This is a genomic window from Micromonospora sp. NBC_01412 (assembly GCF_045040215.1).
Taxonomy (GTDB): Bacteria; Actinomycetota; Actinomycetes; order Mycobacteriales; family Micromonosporaceae; genus Micromonospora; species Micromonospora rubida.
In genome coordinates, this window is the sequence record NZ_CP109528.1 from 7,755,465 (window position 1) to 7,776,387 (window position 20,923).

The 20,923-nt window shown below is 68.7% G+C and carries 19 protein-coding genes and 1 pseudogene; 14 read left to right on the plus strand and 6 right to left on the minus strand.

Annotated features, from left to right (window positions below):
• Positions 1-697 precede the first annotated feature (697 nt).
• The 10 genes and pseudogenes from OG617_RS33485 (at position 698) to OG617_RS33530 (ending at position 13,066) form a co-directional block, all read left to right on the plus strand.
• Positions 698-4,066 (plus strand): CARDB domain-containing protein, encoded by a 3,369-nt coding sequence (locus OG617_RS33485; protein WP_405097085.1) that lies wholly within the window; start codon positions 698-700, stop codon positions 4,064-4,066.
• Between the two features lie 717 nt (positions 4,067-4,783).
• Positions 4,784-5,086 carry an urease subunit gamma gene (locus OG617_RS33490; protein ID WP_405097087.1) on the plus strand — a complete coding sequence of 101 codons (303 nt, stop codon included), beginning with the start codon at positions 4,784-4,786 and terminating at the stop codon, positions 5,084-5,086.
• Between the two features lie 42 nt (positions 5,087-5,128).
• A pseudogene (locus OG617_RS33495) lies at positions 5,129-5,464 on the plus strand (urease subunit beta); the annotation flags it as partial.
• Between the two features lie 173 nt (positions 5,465-5,637).
• Positions 5,638-7,356 (plus strand): urease subunit alpha, encoded by a 1,719-nt coding sequence (locus tag OG617_RS33500; RefSeq protein ID WP_405097089.1) that lies wholly within the window; start codon positions 5,638-5,640, stop codon positions 7,354-7,356.
• A gap of 63 nt (positions 7,357-7,419) precedes the next feature.
• Positions 7,420-7,983 carry an urease accessory protein UreE gene (gene ureE, locus OG617_RS33505; protein ID WP_405097091.1) on the plus strand — a complete coding sequence of 188 codons (564 nt, stop codon included), beginning with the start codon at positions 7,420-7,422 and terminating at the stop codon, positions 7,981-7,983.
• 21 nt (positions 7,984-8,004) lie between these two features.
• On the plus strand, positions 8,005-8,682 hold the full coding sequence (locus OG617_RS33510; protein ID WP_405097093.1) for an urease accessory protein UreF: 678 nt from the start codon (positions 8,005-8,007) through the stop codon (positions 8,680-8,682).
• Positions 8,683-8,785: 103 nt separating this feature from the next.
• Complete coding sequence (gene ureG / locus OG617_RS33515) at positions 8,786-9,415, plus strand: urease accessory protein UreG (protein WP_396684290.1); 630 nt, start codon at positions 8,786-8,788, stop codon at positions 9,413-9,415.
• Entirely contained in the window at positions 9,412-10,329 is a 918-nt protein-coding gene (locus tag OG617_RS33520) for an urease accessory protein UreD (RefSeq protein ID WP_405097095.1), read from the plus strand. The genes ureG and OG617_RS33520 overlap by 4 nt, the downstream gene beginning before the upstream one ends.
• 19 nt (positions 10,330-10,348) lie before the next feature.
• Positions 10,349-11,395 (plus strand): urea transporter, encoded by a 1,047-nt coding sequence (yut, locus tag OG617_RS33525; protein WP_405097097.1) that lies wholly within the window; start codon positions 10,349-10,351, stop codon positions 11,393-11,395.
• 6 nt (positions 11,396-11,401) lie between these two features.
• Entirely contained in the window at positions 11,402-13,066 is a 1,665-nt protein-coding gene (locus OG617_RS33530; protein WP_405097099.1) for an ammonium transporter, read from the plus strand.
• Between the two features lie 78 nt (positions 13,067-13,144).
• Here the strand turns inward: OG617_RS33530 and OG617_RS33535 are convergent, their stop codons facing one another.
• The 5 genes from OG617_RS33535 to OG617_RS33555 all read right to left on the minus strand — a co-directional run bounded on the left by OG617_RS33535 (position 13,145) and on the right by OG617_RS33555 (position 16,480).
• Positions 13,145-13,885 carry a DUF1275 family protein gene (locus OG617_RS33535; protein ID WP_405097101.1) on the minus strand — a complete coding sequence of 247 codons (741 nt, stop codon included), beginning with the start codon at positions 13,883-13,885 and terminating at the stop codon, positions 13,145-13,147.
• A 238-nt stretch (positions 13,886-14,123) separates the two neighbouring features.
• Positions 14,124-14,522 (minus strand): hypothetical protein, encoded by a 399-nt coding sequence (locus tag OG617_RS33540; protein ID WP_405097103.1) that lies wholly within the window; start codon positions 14,520-14,522, stop codon positions 14,124-14,126.
• A gap of 344 nt (positions 14,523-14,866) precedes the next feature.
• Complete coding sequence (locus OG617_RS33545) at positions 14,867-15,250, minus strand: FGGY-family carbohydrate kinase (RefSeq protein WP_405097105.1); 384 nt, start codon at positions 15,248-15,250, stop codon at positions 14,867-14,869.
• A 67-nt stretch (positions 15,251-15,317) separates the two neighbouring features.
• Entirely contained in the window at positions 15,318-15,713 is a 396-nt protein-coding gene (locus OG617_RS33550) for a DUF3037 domain-containing protein (RefSeq protein ID WP_405097107.1), read from the minus strand.
• Positions 15,710-16,480, minus strand: coding sequence for a HipA family kinase (locus OG617_RS33555; protein WP_405097109.1), 771 nt, complete (start codon positions 16,478-16,480; stop codon positions 15,710-15,712). Before OG617_RS33555 ends, OG617_RS33550 begins: the two co-directional genes overlap by 4 nt.
• A 227-nt stretch (positions 16,481-16,707) precedes the next feature.
• Here OG617_RS33555 and OG617_RS33560 point away from each other — a divergent pair, with 227 nt between their 5' ends.
• Positions 16,708-17,412 (plus strand): TetR/AcrR family transcriptional regulator, encoded by a 705-nt coding sequence (locus OG617_RS33560; RefSeq protein WP_405097111.1) that lies wholly within the window; start codon positions 16,708-16,710, stop codon positions 17,410-17,412.
• 179 nt (positions 17,413-17,591) lie between these two features.
• Here the strand turns inward: OG617_RS33560 and OG617_RS33565 are convergent, their stop codons facing one another.
• Positions 17,592-18,134 (minus strand): DUF2087 domain-containing protein, encoded by a 543-nt coding sequence (locus tag OG617_RS33565; RefSeq protein WP_405097113.1) that lies wholly within the window; start codon positions 18,132-18,134, stop codon positions 17,592-17,594.
• 341 nt (positions 18,135-18,475) lie between these two features.
• Between OG617_RS33565 and OG617_RS33570 the strand changes: the two genes are divergently transcribed.
• The 3 genes from OG617_RS33570 to OG617_RS33580 all read left to right on the plus strand — a co-directional run bounded on the left by OG617_RS33570 (position 18,476) and on the right by OG617_RS33580 (position 20,894).
• Positions 18,476-18,805, plus strand: coding sequence for a DUF6204 family protein (locus tag OG617_RS33570; RefSeq protein WP_405097115.1), 330 nt, complete (start codon positions 18,476-18,478; stop codon positions 18,803-18,805).
• Positions 18,806-18,871: 66 nt separating this feature from the next.
• Entirely contained in the window at positions 18,872-19,429 is a 558-nt protein-coding gene (locus OG617_RS33575; RefSeq protein WP_405097117.1) for a DUF2087 domain-containing protein, read from the plus strand.
• A 694-nt stretch (positions 19,430-20,123) separates the two neighbouring features.
• Positions 20,124-20,894 carry a hypothetical protein gene (locus tag OG617_RS33580; RefSeq protein WP_405097119.1) on the plus strand — a complete coding sequence of 257 codons (771 nt, stop codon included), beginning with the start codon at positions 20,124-20,126 and terminating at the stop codon, positions 20,892-20,894.
• Positions 20,895-20,923 lie beyond the last annotated feature (29 nt).

Below are 20,923 nucleotides of genomic sequence, written 5' to 3' on the forward strand. Positions count from 1 at the left end.
TGCGCGGGGTCGGCTGGCTAGGCGTGAAAGAGGCTTTCTCGGTGTCGATCGTCCAGGTGTGCTGGTCGCCGTCCCGGTGCCGCATGGTGGGAGCGCGGGCGGGAGGCTGATCGGGGCTTGGCTCGACACCCCGCCGGGCGTCGCGCCGGCCTCGTCCGCGCGCCCTTGACTCCCGCCGAACACACCGCAGCCGGCGACCGGTGGCCGCCACCTGGCCACCCTGCGGGCTGCCCGGGACGCAGGTCGTGGCACCGGTCACGCTCAGGTGCCGGATGCCAGATCGTCGTGCGGCCGACCGCCGCAGCCTGACTGTCCGCTCCACCGACGGCCGGGTCAGACCCGGCTGTCCGGCATGCCCGCAACCCGCAGAGCGGGGAGACCCACGTCTTCGGTCCTCGCGTCTCCGAGGCCGGCGAGCGCTGCCCGGGGGAGCCGGTTCCCGCGTACCAGCCGTTGACGAACCAGCGACATGTCTGAAACATTGACAGGCATCGTAGAAAGAAGTCGACAGTAAGGCCGAAATTTCTCTGTGGCCGTCTGGAAGATCCTGACAGTAGGGTCCTCCGGCGTTCCGCCGGCCTCCTCACCTCCCTGTCCCGCCCCGGCCCGCCGACGTCGCGGGGCCGCACCGCCCTGCCCTCGCCGTCGCGATCTCCGCTGCAAGGTCCACCACCGATCTCACGGAAACAAGGACGCCATGAAACGAAGGAAGCTCAGCCGACGGCTGATCAGCGGCCTGCTCGCCGCCGGTCTGATCGGCGTTCCGGCGATCTCATCCACCCCCGCGCTCGCGGCCGGCGGCCCCAACCTGTCATCCGGCAAGTCGGTCTCGGCGAGCGGATCCACCGGCAGCTACGTCGCGGCCAATGTGAACGACGGCAACCAGCAGACGTACTGGGAGAGCCCGTCCAACGCGTTTCCCCAGTGGGTCCAGATCGACCTCGGCGGCAGCGTCAACATCGACCAGGTGAAGCTGAAACTCCCCCCTTCGACCGCGTGGGGCACCCGTACGCAGACCCTCGCCGTGCAGGGCAGCACCAACGGGAGCAGCTTCAGCACGCTCTCCGGGTCGGCCGGTCGGGTGTTCGACCCGGCATCGGCCAACACCGTCACCGTCGACTTCGCCGCGGCGGCCGTCCGCTACGTACGGCTGGCCATCACCGGCAACACCGGCTGGCCCGCCGCCCAGATCTCCGAGTTCGAGATCTACGGCGTGGACGGCGGCGACCCCGGCGGCCCCGGTGAGCCCGGCGGCACCAACCTGGCCGGAGGCAAGCCGATCGAGGCATCCTCGTCGACCTTCACCTTCGTCGCAGCCAACGCCAACGACAGCAGCCCCACCTCGTACTGGGAGTCGGCCGGATTCCCGTCGACCCTAACGGTGAAGCTCGGTGCCGACGCCGACGTCACGGCGGTCGTGGTGAAGCTCAACCCGGACCCGGTCTGGGGTGCCCGCACGCAGAACCTCCAGGTCCTGGGCCGCGCGCAGACAGCCACCGGCTTCACCTCACTGAACGCCCCGGCGAACTATTCCTTCAACCCGTCGGGCAACCAGAACTCCGTGACGATCCCGGTCACGGGCCGGGCGGCCGATGTGCAGCTGAAGTTCTTCAGCAACACCGGCGCGCCGGGCGGGCAGGTCGCCGACCTCCAGGTGCTGGGCGGTTGGGCCCCGAACCCCGACCTCGTCGTGACCACGGCGAGCTGGACCCCCGCGACGCCGAGCGAGGCCACCCCGATCACCCTGTCGGCCACGGTCAGGAACACGGGCACCGCAGCCGCCGGTGCGACCAGGGTGGACTTCAAGCTCGGCGGCACCGTGGTGGGCAGCACTCCCGTCGGCGCGCTCGCCGTCGGCGCCTCGACCACTGTCTCGGCGAACGTCGGGGCTCAGGCGATGGGCAGCTACAGCGTCTCCGCGACGGTGGACCCGGCCAACACGGTCGCCGAGCAGAACAACGACAACAACAGCTTCACCGTGCCCGCGCAGCTGGTCGTCACCCAGGCCCCCGGCCCCGACCTCCAGGTCGTCGGCATCACCTCCACTCCGCCGAACCCGGCCGTCGGAGCGCCGGTCACCTTCACCGTCGCGGTCAAGAACCGCGGAATCACCGGCACCACCGCCGCCTCGGTGACCCGGCTCGCGGTGGGCGGCACGACGTTGAACACCACCACCGCCGCAGTGACCGCCGGTGCGACGGTCAACGTCGCGATGAGCGGCAGCTGGACCGCCACCGCCGGCGGGGCCACCATCACCGCCACCGCCGATGCCACCAACGTCATCGCCGAGACCAACGAGTCGAACAACTCGTTCTCCCAGGCGATCGTGGTCGGCCGTGGAGCATCGGTGCCCTGGGTCGAGTACGAGGCCGAGGCCGCCCGCTACCAGGGAACCCTGCTCGAAGCCGACGCCCTACGCACGTTCGGGCACACCAACTTCGGCACCGAATCCTCGGGGCGCAAGTCGGTGCGGTTGAACAGCACCGGGCAGTTCGTCGAGTTCACCTCGACCAACCCGTCCAACTCGATCGTGGTGCGCAACTCCATCCCCGACGCGCCCAACGGCGGCGGCATCAACGCCAGCATCAGCCTCTACGTCAACGACGCGTTCGCCCAGAAGCTGACGCTCTCGTCGCGCAACAGCTGGCTGTACGGCACCACTGACGACACCGAATCGCTGTCGAACACGCCCCAGGCCAACGCCCGGCGGCTGTTCGACGAGTCGCACGCCCTGCTGCCGCAGTCCTACCCGGCCGGCACCCGCTTCAAGCTGCAACGGGATGCGACCGACACCGCGTCGTTCTACATCATCGACCTCATCGACCTGGAACAGGTGGCGCCCCCGGCCACCAAGCCGGCCGAGTGCACCTCGATCACGGCCTACGGCGCGGTACCCGACGACGGAGGCGACGACACGGCCGCCATTCAGCGGGCCGTGACGGACGACCAGAACGGCGTCATCAGCTGCGTCTGGATCCCGGCCGGCCAGTGGCGACAGGAGCAGAAGATCCTCTCGCCGGATCCGACGCGCGGGCAGTACAACCAGCAGGGGATCCGAAACGTCACGATCCGCGGGGCGGGCATGTGGCACTCCCAGCTCTACACGTCCACCGAGCCGCAGAACGTGGTGGGCAACATCAACCACCCGCACGAGGGCAACGTCGGCTTCGACATCGACGACAACACCCAGATCTCCGACCTCGCCATCTTCGGCATGACGACCAACCGCGCCAACCGGGGGCACGGGCTGAACGGGCGACTCGGCAGGAACACGAAGATCAGCAACGTGTGGATCGAACACGTCAACGTCGGCGCCTGGGTCGGGCGCGACTACTCCGACACCCCCGCCTACTGGAACCCTGGTGACGGACTCGAGTTCACCGGCATGCGGATCCGCGACACCTACGCCGACGGCATCAACTTCTCCAACGGCACACGCAACTCGCGGGTGTTCAACTCGTCGTTCCGCACCACCGGCGACGACTCCCTGGCCGTCTGGGCCAACCCCCGCGTCAAGGACACCACGGTGGACGTCGGACACGACAACCACTTCGTCAACAACACCATCCAGCTGCCCTGGCGGGCTAACGGAATCGCGATCTACGGCGGTTACGGCAACACGATCGAGAACAACCTGATCTACGACACGATGAACTATCCCGGCATCATGTTGGCGACCGATCACAGCCCACTGCCGTTCTCCGGCACGACGCTGATCGCCAACAACGCGCTCCACCGGTGCGGCGGCGTCTTCTGGAACGAGGACCAGGAGTTCGGGGCGATCACGTTGTTCCCGTCGACGACGGACATCACCGGTGTCACCATCCGGGACACCGAGGTCCACGACTCGACCTACGACGGGATCCAGTTCAAGAACGGCGGAGGCAACATGCCGAACGTCGCGATCACCAACGTGAGGATCGACAAATCGAACAACGGCGCCGGCATCCTCGCGATGAGCGGCGCTCGCGGCAACGCCAACCTGACCAACGTCACCATCACCAACTCGGCCGACGGCAACATCGTGAAGGAACCAGGCTCGACCTTCTCCATCACCGGCGGCTGACCCCCGCTCGGCGACCTCGAACGCGAGGTGGTCTCCGGCCTGCGGGCCGGAGACCACCTCCGCTTTCCTGACCCCGGCCGGACAGGACGCCACGCCCTGACTGCGGCCCACCGCTGCGACGTGTTCACCCGTGTCCGACCTGACCGGTACGGGAAGGGTGATCGTGCTTCTGCTGTGCGTCGCACCGTCCCACTGGCCAGTTCCAGTCGGACATGCCATCTGCCGGCGGACAGGGGCTCGTTCAGTTCGGTGCTGACCTGGCCGACCTGACCGGGCGGGACCGTGACGCCGGCGGTGATTCTGAAGGGGCCGGGCCGGCCTTGGACGAGCCGGGCTGTTCGCCCCTGCACCTGAACCCAGAGCCCCTGGCGCGGTGGTGCACGAACGGACGGGTGAGCCGCCCGCGACCAGGGCGTCCCGGCCCCACTCCGCGCAACGCGAGCGGTAGGCGCCAGATCCACCCCGTCCGCCCTTACCGCAGGGTTGTACGCCCAGCATCGACAGTGGCGGGACGCAGCCGCTGCGAGGTTTCGGTTCCGACCCCAATCGCCGAGGGTGACTGATAACCTCCGGAAAAGCGACAGGGACAAACCACGTCGCAACGGGCAAATACTCCAGTCTCGCCCAAAGGTGCCCACAGCCGCACCAGGCCGGCCGCCGCGCCTACCCGGACTGACTGGCGGCTCTCTCGATCGACAGTCGCGAAGGATCAGGACAGTGCATCTGACACCGAAGGAATTCGACAAGCTCACGATTCTCTCGATGGCCGTGGTGGCCAACGCCCGACGGGCCAGAGGAGTGAAGCTGAATCACCCCGAGGCCGTCGCGGTGATTTGCGCCGCCACGCTGGAGGGGGCACGCGACGGCAAGACCGTCGAAGAGGTCATGAACGAGGCGCGCAGCGTCCTCAGCGCGGACGACGTGATGCCGGGCGTTGGGGACATGTTGCCCATGATCCAGGTGGAGGCGGTCTTCACCGATGGCTCGCGGCTGGTCACCGTCCACTCACCCATCCGATAGGGGTACAAGCGGAGACGCGGTCTCCAGGAAAGCGGGGGCGAAATGGCCAAGCAACATCCCGGCCCTAATTCGAAGCACCTTCGACCCATCGGCGGCTACCTGCTCAGCGACCAGCCGCTGGAACTCAACGCCGGTCGACCGGTCACTGAGGTGGTCGTGCAGAACACCGGCGACCGACCGATCCAGATCGGCTCGCACTTCCACTTCTTCGAGGTCAACCGCCTGCTGGCGTTCGATCGCGAAGCGGCCTTCGGCAAGCGGTTGAACATTCCGGCGACGACGTCGATCCGCTTCGAGCCGGGCGACAAGAAGACGGTGCAGCTCGTTCCCTTCGCCGGTACTCAGAGGGTCTACGGGTTCAACGGCCTGGTTCAGGGCTGGACCGGCGACGGGCCCACCCCCGGCTACCGGCCCGACCGGATCAGGGCGATCCACGTCGCCAAGACCCGGGGTTTCAAGACCAGTCCGGAGAAGCAGGAAGACACCAAGAGCAAGAAGCAGTAGGTCCACCATTTCGCGGGCTGCCGACCTTGGGCACGGGAGAGACTTCGATGAGCCAGATTTCACGCAAAGAATATGCCGGAATGTACGGCCCCACCACGGGCGACCAGATCAGACTGGGAGACACCGACCTCCACATCGAGATCGAGAAGGACCTCCGCGTCCTCGGCGACGAGGTCATGTACGGCGGCGGCAAGACGCTGCGCGACGGCATGGGCGTCGACAATCAGTACACCAACGCCGCCGGCGCCCTCGACCTCGTCATCACGAACGTGACCATCGTCGACGCGACGCTCGGCGTGGTCAAGGCGGACGTCGGCGTCAAGAACGGCAAGATCGCCGGCATCGGCAAGGCGGGCAACCCGCGCGTGATGCAGGGGGTCACCCCCGAACTGGTGGTGGGGCCGGGCACCGACGCCATCTCCGGCGAGCACCTCATCCTGACCGCCGGCGGCATCGACGCGCACGTGCACCTGGTGGCGCCGCAACAGGCGTACGCGGCGCTCAGCAACGGCGTCACGACGCTGTGGGGCGGCGGCACCGGGCCCACCGACAGCAGCAACGGCGTGACCATCACCCCCGGCCCGTGGAACATCCACGCGATGATGCGGTCCTTCGAGAACATCCCGGTCAACTTCGGCATCATGGCCAAGGGCAACAGCAGCGGCCGCGCGCCCCTCGTGGAGCAGATCCTGGCCGGCGCGCCCAGCTTCAAGATCCACGAGGACTGGGGTGCGCCGCCCGCGGTGATCCGGGCCTGCCTGGCCGTCGCCGACGAATACGACGTGCAGGTCAGCATCCACACCGACACCCTCAACGAGAGCGGCTACATCGAGGACAGCATCGCCGCGCTCGAGGGCCGGACCGTCCACACCTTCCACACCGAGGGTGCCGGCGGTGGGCACGCGCCGGACATCATCAAGATCGCCGGCGAGATGAACGTGTTGCCGAGCTCGACCACGCCGACGGTCCCCTACGGGATCAACAGCCAGTCCGAGCTCTACGACATGATCATGGTCTGTCACAACTTCAACCCGTCGGTCCCCTCGGACGTCGCCTTCGTGGAGAGCCGGATCCGCACGGAGACCATCGCGGCCGAGGACGTGCTGCTGGACGAGGGCGTCATCTCGATGATGCAGAGCGACTCGCAGGCCATGGGACGGGTCGGCGAGACCTGGCTGCGGACCATCCAGCTCGCCGGGCAGATGAAGATCGCCCGCGGCAAGCTCGCCGAGGACTCGTCCTCCAACGACAACTTCCGGGTGCTGCGTTACGTGGCCAAGATGACCATCAACCCGGCCATCACCCAGGGCATCTCGCACATCCTCGGGTCGGTGACCCCGGGCAAGATGGCCGACCTGGTGCTCTGGGAGCCGGCCTTCTTCGGCACGAAGCCGAAGTTGGTCCTCAAGGGCGGGCTGATCGCCTGGTCGATCATGGGCGACCCGAACGCCTCGCTGCCGACGCCGCAGCCCGTCTACTACCGCCCGATGTTCGGCGCCTTCGGCAGCCAACTCGCCAAGAGCTGCGTGACCTTCGTGTCCCGCGCCGCCCACGAGTGCGGGATCGGCGAGGAGCTCGGCCTGCAACGGCAGATCCTCCCGGTCTACCGGACGCGGGGCCTGACCAAGCGGGACATGGTCCGCAACGACAGGACGCCGAAGCTCGAGGTCGATCCGGAGACCTTCGCGGTGAAGATGGACGGCGTTCACGCGACCGTGCCGGCGGCCAGGAACCTCCCGCTGAGCCAGCTCTATTTCTTCAGCTGACCCCCACAGGACGTCTTCGCGGTCGTGCCGGGTTCCGGCACACGCGCGTGAAAGGAGAATCCAGTGCTCATCGAAACGGTGCTGGGCAATGTGAGCGAGCCGAGCTGGATCGCCCGGCTGAGCCAGGCACGGATCGACGATCTCGTGCTCGACCAGTGGGACGCCCAGAAGAGCCGCCTGCGCAAGATGACCAGTTCCGGCGCCGAGCTGGCGGTCTCGCTCAGCCGTGGCGTCAGGCTGCGGGACGGGGACATCCTGGCCTGGGACGATCTGACCGCCACCGCGGTGGTGGCCCGGGTCAGGCTCGGCGACGTGATGGTGGTGCACCTCGACGGGCTGCACGGGGAGTCACCGGACCTGCTGATCCGCTCGGCCGTGGAACTCGGCCACGCGATCGGCAACCAGCACTGGCCGGCAGTGGTCAAGGGCGCGAAGATGTACGTCCCGCTCACCGTGGACCGCAAGGTCATGGACTCCGTGATGCGGACCCACGCCTTCACCGGGATCACCCACGAGTTCGTCCCCGGCACCGAGGTCATCGCCTATCTCGCGCCGCACGAGTCGCGGCGGTTGTTCGGCGGCGCGGACTCCACGCCGCACACCCACCTCCCCGCCAACCTCAACTGAGGGGGCCGGCCGGTGCGCGCGATGGTCGAGACACTGAAGCTGTTGCAGTTCGGCGACTCGGTCTTCCCGGTCGGCGCCTTCTCCTTCTCCAACGGGCTGGAGATGGCCATCCAGCACGGCGTCGTCCATGACCGGAAGACCCTGCAGGACTTCGTCCGGACGGTCACCCGGCTCGCCGCCACGGGGGACGGCGTCGCCTTGCTCGCCGGGCACCGCGCTGCCACCGCCGGCGACCTCGACCGGATCCGGCACGCGGACGAGGCCGTCTGCCTGCGCAAGATCAACGAAGAGATGCGAACCATGTCCGTACGCATGGGACGGAAGCTTGCCGAGGCCTCGACCCGGATCGTCGGGGAGTCGCTGCTCAAGAAGCGGATCAGCGAGTCGGCCAACGGGGTGCCGGTGACCTACCCGGTCGCGCTCGGCGTGCTCTTCGCCGAGCTCGGGGTGAGCGAGGAGGACGCCTTCGCGGCCCACCAGTACGGCGCGGCCTCGATGGTGCTCGGCGCGGCGGTCCGGCTGATGCGGGTCGACCACCTCGACGCGCAGTCGATCCTCTACGCGGTCAACGAGAGGGTCCCTGACGACTACCGCGAGGTGTGTACGGCGAACCTCGACGACATGCAGAACTTCGCTCCCCACATCGACGTTCTGGCGGCCGCGCACCAGCACGCGCACGTACGGATGTTCATGAGTTGAGCGCCCCTGGCCCGACCCGGCGGGCCTCCGGGTCGCCCCGGAGGGATTCCGGCATCAGCAGGTCCCGAATTTGGTGAAACCTTCCAGAAGCAGAGGTCACGTCATGAAGTCGGCAAGTCGTATCGGAGTGGGCGGCCCGGTGGGCAGCGGCAAGACCGCGATCATCGAAGCCGTCGTGCCCCGCCTCGTGGAGAACGGACTGCGGGTACTGGTCATCACCAACGACGTGGTCACCACGGAGGACGCGAAGCACGTGCGGCGCGCGCTGACCGGGGTCCTGGTCGAGGAGCGGATCATCGGGGTGGAGACCGGGGCGTGCCCGCACACCGCCGTCCGCGAGGACCCCAGCATGAACCTGGCCGCCGTGGAGGACATGGAGGCCCGCTTCCCGGACAGCGACGTGGTGCTGATCGAGAGCGGCGGGGACAATCTCACGCTGACCTTCAGCCCGGCCCTGGTGGACTACTTCATCTACGTGATCGACGTCGCCGCCGGCGACAAGATCCCGCGCAAGAACGGCCCGGGGATCTCCAAGTCCGACATTCTCGTGATCAACAAGACCGATCTCGCACCGTACGTGGACGCCGACCTCGACGTCATGGCGCACGACGCGGATCTGATGCGCAACGGAAAGCCGGTCGTCTTCACCAACTGCAAGACGGGTGACGGCATCGACGAGCTGGTCTCACTGGTCCGCCGGAACGCGCTGTTCGACGCCGAAGTGGTCGCATGATCTCACTGGACACCGCCCGGGAACTGGAGCCGTACCAGGACCAGCCCGCCCAGTTGCCCGCCGCGGCCAACGGCAAGGTCGGCGTGCTGCGGATGGGTTTCGAGCGGCGCGGCGACCGGACGATCCTGGACGGCCTCTACCGGCAGTCGCCGCTGCTGGTGCAGCGGGCGCTCTACTGGGACGAGGAGATGCCAGGGCTCCCCTGCGTCATGATCCTCACCACCTCCGGGGGCGTGCTCCAGGGCGACCGCCTGCGGATCGACGTCGACATGGCGCCGGGCAGCCAGGCACACCTGGTCACCCAGGCCGCCACCAAGATCCAGGAGATGGACGCGAACTACGGCACCCAGATCCAGACCTTCACCCTCGCCGACGACGCGTACCTCGAATTCCTCCCGGAGCCCGTGATCCCCTATCGGGGCAGCCGGTTCGTCACCGACAGCCAGGTGCGGCTCCCCGAGAGCGCCACCATGCTCTACGCCGAGGTGCTGCAACCGGGCCGGAAGTACTACCGCGACGGCGAGCTCTTCGCCTACGACCTCTTCTCCTCCACGCTGCGCGCGGAGCGGCCCGACGGTGGGCAGTTGTTCGTCGAGAAGTTCGTGGTCAGCCCCGGACGGTTCGAGGTGGCCCGGACCGGGGTCATGGACCACTTCCACATCTTCGGCAACGTCGTGCTGCTCACCAGCCCCGAGCGGGCCGCGCGGGTCTTCGACCGAACCTCGACGCCGGTCTGGGACGAGGAGACGCCGCTGGCCAGCGCGGTCAGCCGGCTGCCGAACGACGCCGGGCTCATCTTCAAGGTCCTGGGGCAGGAAACGGAGCCGGTCCGCGCCGCGGTACGCGCCTTCTGCGTGGCCGCCCGCGAAGAGGTGACGGGCCGGACCTTCCCGCCGGCATTCAGCTGGCGATAACGAGGTGAAGGAGAGGGACATGACGCAGGTCGTGCGGGGATGGGACGGTCTGAGCGACCGCAATCCGCTGATCGAGTTCGTCGACGCGTGTCTGCGCGGCCCCGCGCAGGTCGTCTTCCAGAACAATCCGCTCTCCGGCCTGCTCATCCTCGTCGCGGTCGCCTGGGGTGCGTTCGAGAACGGGCAGCCCCGGGTCTTCGGCGGGGCGGTCCTCGGTCTCGTCGTGGGCACGGCGACCGCCATCGTGCTCCAGGTGGACCGGCCCTCGTTGCGGAAGGGACTGTTCGGCTTCAGCCCGGTGCTGACCGGGATCGCCGTCCCGACGTTCCTCGACGACCGGCCGTTGATGTGGCTCTACCTGGTGCTCGGCGCCGCGGCCACTACCGTGATCACCCTGGCCCTGAACGCGGTCTTCAAGACCTGGGGGCTGACCGCGTTCACCTTTCCGTTCGTGCTGACCACCTGGGTGCTGTTGATGGGCGCCTACCAGTTCAACCGGTTCACCGTCCTGACCGGCCTGAAGCCGAAGTTCCCCGGCGAGGGCGCGCTGGCCGGCGGCCGTTTCGACTGGGACCTCATCCCGATCCTGTTCCGTGGGGTCTCCCAGGTGTATTTGATCAACAGCTGGGTCAGCGGGCTGATCATCCTGGTCGCCCTGCTGATCAATTCTCGCTGGTCGGCGCTCTTCGCGGTGGTCGGCAGCGCCGGCGCGACCCTGCTGGCGCTCTGGTTCGGGGCCGACGGGCTCTCTCTGGACAAGGGCCTGTACGGCTTCAACGCGGTGTTGACGGCGATCGCGGTGGGAGCGGTGCTGCACCGTCCCGGCGTCTTCGTGACGATCTACACCCTCTTCGGAATCGCATTGACGCTCTTCGTCCACGTGGCTCTCGCGACGGTGCTCACCCCGCTGGCCATCCCCGTGCTGACCGGGCCGTTCAACATCGCCACCTGGCTGCTGTTGCTGCCCCAGCGGCACTTCGCGCCGGTGCCCAATCACGAACGCGTCAAGGAGACCATCGTCTCCGCGGCAAAACGCACCATCCAGCCCTTGCACAAAGAGAGGTGAGGTTCCGTGCTCGCTCAGAACACGGTGAACGCGGGCGATACCGCCTGGGTGCTGGTCTGCGCCGGCCTGGTGCTGTTCATGACCCCCGGCCTGGCTGTCTTCTACGGTGGCATGGTCCCCGCCCGCAACGTGCTCGCGATGCTGCAACAGAACATCATCGCGCTGGGGGTCGTCAGCCTGACCTGGGTGCTGGTGGGGTACACGGTCGCCTTCGGTGACGACGCCGGCACCGGCCTCTTCGGCAACCTGGAGCTGCTCGGACTGACCGACCTCAAGGTTCCGCCCGCGCCCAACCTGCACGTGGCCGCCGGCCAGGTGACCATTCCGACCCTGGCGTTCATCGCCTTCCAGATGATGTTCGCGGTGATCACTCCCGCGCTCGCCACCGGAGCCACGGCCGGCCGGCTGAGGCTCGCCGGCTGGGCGTTGTTCCTGGCGGTCTGGTCCATCGTGGTCTACGCGCCCGTCGCGCACTGGCTCTGGCACCCCGACGGATGGTTGGCCAAGTTCGGCACCCAGGACTGGGCCGGCGGGATGGTGGTCCACTCCTCGGCGGGGGCCGCGGTCCTGGCGCTGCTGCTGGTCGTCGGCCGCCGCCGTAACTGGCCACACACCGCCGCCCCGCCCAACTCGATTCCGTTGACCATCATCGGTGCGGGCATCCTCTGGTTCGGCTGGTTCGGGTTCAACGCCGGCGATGGGCTCCAGGCCAACGGGGTGGCCGCCCAGGCACTGATCAACACCCACGTCGCGGCTGCGGCCGGCATGCTCGTCTGGCTGGTGGCGGAGCGGCTCAAGGACGGCCACTGCACGGTCGTGGGCAGCGTCACCGGTGCGGTCGCGGGGCTCGCCACGGTCACCCCCACCGCTGGTTACGTCAACACGCTCTCCGCCATCGCCATCGGCGCCATCGCCGGCATCGTCTGCCACACCGCGCTCCGGCTGAAGTACCTGTTCCGGCTCGACGACGCGCTGGACGTCCTCGCGGTCCACTTCGTCGGCGGCATGCTCGGCTCACTGCTGCTCGGCTTCTTCGGCGACAACGGCATCAACCCGCTGGGCGTGGACGGCCTCTTCTTCGGCGGCGGCGGGTCCCTGCTCTGGCACCAGATCGTCGGCGTGGTCACCGTGGTGGTCTTCTCCTTCGTGCTCAGCTGGGCGATCGCCGCCGCCGTGCAGGCGGTCATCGGGCTCCGCGCCCCGGCCGACACGCAGGACAGCCTCGACCGGACCCAGCAGGACACCGACGCGTATCACCTCGGGAGCGTCGCGGGACTGAGTGGAACTGGGGCAGCCCAGCGCGCGCAGCGGCGCGGGCAGGGCCGGTCCGACGATCGGCCCGCCGGAGGGGCGGCCCAGCGGGACAGGCTGGTCATCGCGATGCTGGATCCGGTTCTGCTGCCCGACACCCGGGAGCTGCGAGACACCCTGATCGGCGCGGGAGCCAGCTCGATCGTGGTCTCCGACGCCACGGTCTCCACCGCCACGCCGGCCGCCCAGTCGCTGCCCCGGGGATACTGGCAGGAGCAGGATCTCCTCGACCGGGTACGGGTGGAGGTGCTGGTGGGTCAGGAAGCCACAACTGCGGTGCTGGACGTGCTCGGCCGGTACGGCGCCGACCGGTCGGAGAGCTATGTGCAGGACGTCCAGCCCGCAACGGACATCCGCTGACCGGTTCGGGTTGCCGGGCCGACAGGGCGGCGCCCGGGACGCTGGGCGGGCGGACGCGGGGGCCGGTGTCCACCGCCCTCACGTCCCGGCCCGGACCCGGCGGACCAGCAACGCCACCGGCACCAGCGCGAGCAGTCCCCAGGCCGGCACCCAGTAGGGCTGCTGCTGCTGCGCCACGGCCCCGATGCTGCCCCCGATGGAGTAGCAGACGAGCGTGAGGAGTCCGAGCAGCGATGCCCGCCTGGCCCGGTCCCGGTCGGTGCCGGGGGCGACCCACCGGACGATGTGCCCACCGGTCTTGACGACCGTGCCCGACTGGTACGTGATGGTGGTGGTCACCCCCGCCGTGCGGACGAACAGCGTCGTGAAGGCGCCCGTGGCGAGTCCGCCGGCGGCGGCCAGCACGGCCCGGGACACCGGACTGTGCTGGCCGTGGTGGAGCAGGACGTTGAGGAACGCCCAGAGCGACAGGGTGAGCGCCGTGGCACCCAGACCTCGCAGGGCCGGCGACCAGCGACCCGGCAAGGAGCGGATCCAGGAGACCACGCCGGCCGCGGCGGCGAACGCGAGCAGCGAAGCGCCCGAGGCCGGCCAGTCCGGGTGCCATCCCACCGGACCGATACCGAGGAAGATGAGGTTGCCGGACTGGTTGGCGACGAACGTGCCGTAGCGCAGAAACGCGAAGGCGTCCAGGAAGCCCGCGGTGCCGGTGCAGAGCGCCAGCGCCAGGACCGGGCGACGAAACTCGCGGTACGACTCTTCCGGAGCGGGACGGGCCGGGTCGTCCGACGACGACGGCGCGGGTTGAGAGCTACTCATCGTCGTCGGCACCTCCGGGCGCGCACGTCGGGGCGTCGCCTCGACCGGACCGCAAACCTCCCCCACCTTACCGCATTTCGGGCATAAGTCCCCTAAGGGGCGGGCCTGTGGGCCGCGCGGACCGGCGGTAGAGCCACATCCCGGTGGAGCGGGCGGTGGCGTGAATGACGTCCGGCTCGGCCAGCCGTGCACGCCCTTGCCGGGGGAAACGGAGGCCAGCCAGCGGGACTGAGCCTGGTCAGCAGCCTTGTCGCCCGCTGCTGATCAGGTACCGGGATCCCTGCCAGTCGATGTAGCCGACTGCGGCGACGCAGTTGTTCGCGGTGCCGGTGACACCTCGCGGTCCGGCGTAGTAGGCGTAGTTGCCGAGGTCCTCGCTGGAACTGGCCGCCACCGTGCACGGCTGCCCCTCGCCGGACCGTTCCGTGCATCGGTACGCGCGTACGTAGGTCGGTGCGGCAACGCCGTACGCGGCACCCTTGTGGTAGAAGCACGCGCTGTTCGTACCGCCGTTGGAGGTGTTGTAGAAGATCGTCAACTCGCCTGGACCGTAGGTCGCGCTGTAGGTGACGGTCCCGGAGCACGAGACGGCGGCCTGCGAGGGTGACCCGGTGGCGACGACGAACACGCCGCTCATGGTCACCATGGCCAGTAGAAGTGCAGAAACTCTGCGGACGTGACGCAAGACCTGCTCCCTTCGGTGCGTTTGCCTCGCTCCCGCACGGCACTCCGGATCAGGCGCCTCGTGCGGGTGATCACCGATCGCCTGGCTGCGGAGAAACGGCGATGCTGACCGGAGATCGCTCCGATCAGGTTGGTCAACGATCGGACTCGAACGACTACATCGAGAACCAATGACTCGAAGAGCACCTATATGGGCCGAGTATGCCAAAGATCGACCATCGGATCGGTGCCGGGTATCTGTCGAATCAACGACAGCCGCCCGCGAAACATCAGGTCCACGCCGAAACGGGGAACCCTTCAGGTGGTTGCGGACGCGAGCCTCGTAGCGGCAGCCGCCCAGGCCCTGGCGTCGCCGCTCGACTCGTACCGGCGGATCTGCTGGGTGGCCCGCAACAGCGACCGCATCGCGGTCAGATCGGTGCCGGTGACCCCGAGCGCCCGCCCCTGAACGAGTACGTTGCCCAGCGCCCCGGCCTCCACCGGCCCGGCCTCGACGGGCAGGCCGCAGGCGTCGGCGGTGAGCTGGCACAGCAGCTCGTTGCGGGCACCGCCACCGACGATGTGGCGACGGTGTACCGGTGTGTGGCCGGTGAGCTGCCGGCCGTGCTGGCGCGGTCGTCGGCGGGGGTGCCGCAGGTGGCGGTGCCGGCAGGGGTGCCACCGGAATGGCTGGCCCGTCACCCTGGGAACATCCGGCGCGACGACCCGGATCGGCCACTCGGGGTGACCGACCTGCCCACCGGCACCGTCAGTGCACCAGCCGGCCCATCAGGCGCTTGAGCTCAGCGGCCGGATCCGTGGTGAGGCCACCATGCACCGGACTGGTCTGGATCACCGTGCTGCGCGGCGCGGTGAGCCAGCCGAACCGTGCTCGCCGGGTGCCGGCAGCGATGCGGCCCGCACCGGAATCACCCGCGCACACGGCGCGGATCGCGTCGAGGGCCGCGGAGACCATGTCGACGTCGACGTCGGGATCCAGCGCGCGCAGCCGCTCAACGTCCACATGCACGGCTGCGCCGAGGAAGTCCGCACCCGGGCAGTAGAGCAGCGCGCCGACATTCACCTGCTCGCCGCGGTCGACCCGCGGGACCGCCCGCAGCAACGCGTAGTCGAAGCCCAGGGCGGGGATCGGGCCGCCGGTCACGCGATCGCCTCCGTCGGCCACCAGCCGCGGTCGCCCATCCGCCGGGCCAGCAGGTACTCGACGTACCGCCGCCGCAGCTCCGCCGGGTCGGCGTCCTCCGTCACGGAGTTCAGGCTCACCAGGAAGCTGTCGGGCACCAGGGCGACGACCTCCTCCAGGAGCTCGGCGGTCACGATCGCCGCCAGCTCGGCGTCCAGCTTCGCGAGGACCGCGGGGCCCAGCTTCGTCACAAGATCCGCGAGCACGTGCTGGGACAGGTCGTACCGGCGGGCGGCCCAGGCCGCGACCGATGGCCAGGAGTGCTGGAACAGCAGCGCGGCACCGTGGTCGATCGCCCACAACTGGCGATGCCAGATGAGCAGGTTGGGGTTGGACCAGGTGCGGTCCACGTTGGCGGTCAGTGCGTCCAGCCAGTAGATCCGGGCGGCTTCCTCGGGCGGCGGCTCCCACCCGACACCGTCGTAGCCCACCGACCCCGGCAGGAAGTCCATGCCGAGGTTCTCCCCCGCGCTGGCCCGCAACAGCTCCTGAACCTCCTGGTCCGGCTCACGGCGCGCCACCTCCGGGTCGACGCCGATGACGGCGAGCTCGGGCACCCGGATGCCGAGCCGGCGGCCGAGTTCACCGACGACGACCTCCGCCACCAGGGCCGCGCTGCCCTGCCCCGCTCCGCGGAACTTCACGACGTAGGTCCCGTCGTTGTCCGCCTCCACCACCCCGGGCAGGGAACCGCCCTCCCGCAAGGGAGTCAGATACTGCGTTCCCATTACTCTCTGCAACAGAATCCACCCTACTGATCACTGACGGTCGGTCACGGAGTTCTCGTCGGACAGGTCGAGTTCGACATCCGTCCAGTCGAACGTTCCGGCCACCGCCATCCCCTTCGATCGCTCGTGGCGTCTGACCCCGTGCGGCTACCGGCTCACGTGCGGCGACGTGCGTTTCGAGCCGTACTTGCCGGTGTTCAGATACTGAGCCGTATCAGCATACGATAGTGTATCTGAGTTCACGAAAGGGGTCGATCATCATCAGTAAAAGGCTGACTCGGCAGGAAAGCCGCGAGATCACACGTAAGGAGCTGCTGCAGGCAGCAGCCGAGCTGTTCGCCGAGTGCGGCGTCAACGGCACCTCGGTCGAGCAGATCGTCGAGCGCGCCGGCTACACCAGGGGCGCGTTCTACGGCAACTTCGACGGCAAGCACGAGCTGGTCCTGGCCCTGCTGGAACAGCGGACCGAGCACGAGCTCAAGGAGGTCCAGACGCTCAGCCGGCGAGCGGGCTCATTCGAGGAGATGATCGAGCACCTGCGGGGCTGGCACCGCGAGCGGGACAAGAATTTCGTGAGCTGGCTGGCGCTGCGTACCGAGCTCTGGCTCTACGGACTGCGCGATCCGAAGATGCTGCCGCTGCTGGCCGATCGAGAGCGGCGTTCCCGCGAAGCGATGACCCAGGCGCTCGCGCAGGGCTTCGCCGCCCGCTCGGTCACACCACCCGCACCGGTGGAGCAGTTGGCCCTGATCGTGCACGCACTGGACGACGGACTGTCCATCCAACGCGCGCTCGCGCCCGACGACGACACCGCCAGAAACGTCATGGACGCGGTGGATCTCCTGATCAGGTCCTGGACCGCCCTGGCCCGGACCGGCGCGAACGACCCCACCGACCCGCCCGGCCCGGGAAACGACACCCCTCGCCCATGAACCGTGGCCGGCCGCCACGACCAACCGGAGAACTGGAGTGCAGGCGACGAGCGACGATGTGCGGACGGCCCGGCCGGCCCACGCCGCCGAACCACCTGTCGTCGTCGCTCCCCGAGCGGAGACGCCGGTCGCGGCGGCAGGCCCGGCACCGGCGACCGCCGCCGCGAGGACCGCTCGGCTCAGGCGCGCTCGTAGGCGGTGCCGGCGTGGTTGCGCTTGAGCAGGCCCTCGTCCACCAGGGCGCGGCGCAGGGTCACCCAGTCGTCGAACCACTCGCCGCAGAGGGCGTTGACCCGGGTCTCGGGGTACACCTCGCCGGGGGTGAAGGTATCGACCACCACGGCCAGCACCCGGGAGCGGATCTCGGCGTCGCCGGGGATGGCGGTGATCCGGCCACGGCGGAAGTACGCGCCCGCCCCGGGCCCGCCGCTCCGACCGGCGACCCGGACCTCGGCCTGGACCGCGCGGCGGAAGGCGTCCTCCACCGGGGCGTACGAGTGGGTAGCGCGGTCCTCGGCTGCGATTCCGCCGTCCACCAGCTTGCACAGCGCGCTCGCCGCGGCCTTCTGGGTCAGGCCCGCCTGCTCCGCCACCGACCCCACGGTGCGCGCGCCGAGCACGAGCGCGGCGAACGCGGCACGGCGCGCCGGCTCGGCGAGCAGCCCGACGATGTCACCGCAGGACGGCGGGCGCTCGTCGGAGCCGGCCGGTTCAGGGTCCACAGGGGGCACCGGTCACCTCACCTCGGGATCACTGGCCGGCATCGACCACCTCCGGGTTCGTCCACTTGCACAAAGTAGCAGCCACCCACGGCCGCTCCCGTCCGGAAACCGGTGCCCACGCGGACCGGGGCCGGCGCTTCAGATACAGAAGTGTATTAGAATATGGTGCTGTATTTGAGCGCGTTCGAGGAGGCCGCCATCGCGGCCACGGCTGACCCGGCAGCAGCGCCGGGAGCAGACGTGCCGCCCCGACCCGTCCGACGACTCCCGACGTCTGACGCCGGCCGCCCCGGGCGACCGGGCCACCACCGCCTACACCCCGATGTGGAGATCCCGCAGCCATGAGCAGCAACACCTACAAGGTCATCGTCCGTGGCAAGTTCGCCCCGCTCACCGAGGAGCAACGCGCCTCGCTGCTCGCCCAGGCCGACGAGCACGACCTCTTCGCGGCCAGGTTCACCGACGAGGGCACGGTGACCTACGAACGACCCCTGCGCATCTTCACCTTCCGCTGCCTCGTTCCCGTCACCCCCGACGACAGCGAGGCAGTCGTCTTCGGGAAGGCGGAGGAGGCGGCAACGGCCGCTGTCCGCAAGCTCGGCGCGGACAGCACCGACCTGCACTCGGTCTCCAGCGATCTTGAGGACATGCTCCGACGGTGGGGACGCTGACCCTGTCGGTACGCGCCCCGGCGCAGCAGGCCGTCGGGCACCCGTTGAAAGGACGCGAGCCGTCTCATGACCCCTGAAGAATTCACCCTCCTGCTCTCCGAACCCACCCTGCGTCGGGTGTTCTGCGCGGTCGACCTGGGCGGGGCGACCCCGACGGAGATCCTCGCCTCCTCCGGTCTTGAAGCGTCGAAGGCCGCCCCGGCCATCGGGAAGCTCCTCCGGACCGGGTTGTTCAGGTCCGACGGGCCAGGTCGCCTCGCGCTGAACGAGGAAACCTTCGCCGCGGTGGCGGCGATGGCCACCCACCGGCAGGAGGAGCAGGCCGTCGCCGAGCAACCCGATCCACAGCTGCGCGGTTTCGTCCGCGGGGGCGTCCTCGTGCACCTGCCGGAGGAGGACGCCGACGCCCGCCGAACCGTGCTGCGGCACGTCGCGGAGACGGCCTTCGTCCCCGGTGACGAGTACGACGAACGCCACGTCACCGATCGCCTGCGGCCCTGGTGCGCGGGTGGCGCGTTCGACGCCGTCCACCTGCGGCGCCTCCTCGTCGACTGCGGCGTCCTGCGGCGGGACTCCGGGCGGTACGTGCTGGTCACCCGGGGCGGATCCGTGGCGACACGGTGACGACGAGACGCCGAGGACGATGTGACCGGCGTGCTCGGCCATACGCCCTCCCTTCGGCGCTCGATCCCGCCGGTGAGATCGAAGCCTCGGCACCTACCGTTGCCCCAGGGTCGTTGCGTTGTCGCGGGTGCGGTCCCTCGTCGGCCTGGGGACCGTGGCCCGGGGCGGAGCTGTGCGCGAGGCGGTCGATGCCGTGGGGCGGCGCCTATGGAGCTGAGTCGTCCACGTCATCACCGCCGGTCGGGCCACCGCCGTCGCGTTACCCACCGCCCCGTCGGGTCGTCGCTTGCGGTCGCCGAGCACGCCGAGTGTGGCCGATGTCGTATCCGACTCAGCTCCATAGGCGCCGGGAGGCACACCCGTCGTGGCGCGGCGCCCACGCCAGAACCCCCCAGACCTCCTGATCGAAGCGCTCCCACCCGACTTCGCAATCGCCCTGGCCGTTGCACGGAGCGAGGTGCTGTCTGCAAGTTGCGCACGGCAACACCTTCCCCATTTCGATTAATTTACTGTCGTCAATCTCGCGATGACTGTCCTGCCATTTGATTCACGCGTTGCGCACCCTTGCGATCATCGATGAGCCGCCCCTAGGATCCAAGCCAGCACCCCTTGGAACATCCAAGTAGTCGCTCACGGCGATAGTGATTGCGTTCCCAACGCACCTTTTGGTGCCCGGAATTTCCAGGAGAAACGCATGACGGAGAAAACGTCGGTGAGCCGACGGAAAGGGCTTGCCGCCCTGGGCCTGGCCCTGGGCGTGACCCTGCTGGGCGCAGCGGTGGCGCCTTCGGCGCAAGCCACGGCGAGTGCGGCGTCAGGAAGTCGGAGCACCACCGATCTCGCCGCAACGTCGTACAGCGTCACGATCGTCAACAACTCCGCGATCGACGACGAGAACGCCATCGTGTTCCAGCAGCAGCCGACCCAGCCGTCGGACGTCCACTCGCTGGCCTGGCTGTCGAAGATGTGCCACGCGGGCACCAGCGTCACGTTCTCGTGGACGGTGGACTACAACTTCGTCTGGGGTCAGACCGGAACACTCAAGCCCGGCGTCAACTACGATGCGGGGCAGATCATTCCAGCCGACCTCGATACCGCGAACACGGTTCCCCTCTCGTACATCGATGGCGGCTTCAAATTTGGCGCACCGACGTCAGGGGCCGCCAGCGGGTCGCTCATCATCAATCAGGACGACACGGTCCCCGGCCCGGATTCGTCGGATCAGGGAAGTGTCGGCATCGGGATGTCGGGGGCGGGAACGTTCGTGGTCGCGACGCAGCCGGACACCGGCGTCCAATTCGAGATCACTCCGACCTACTGGCTGGCATTCGGCAGTTACACGGCCGGAACGGTCGTCAGCGAGGACATTCTGACCAAGCCCTACCAACTGCAGTTCCCGGACGGCACGACCAAGGCCATCGCCACCTTCGACGGCAAGAACTGGACGGTCAAGTACGGCGGATAGCCATCACGGGAACCTGACATCCCGGTGGA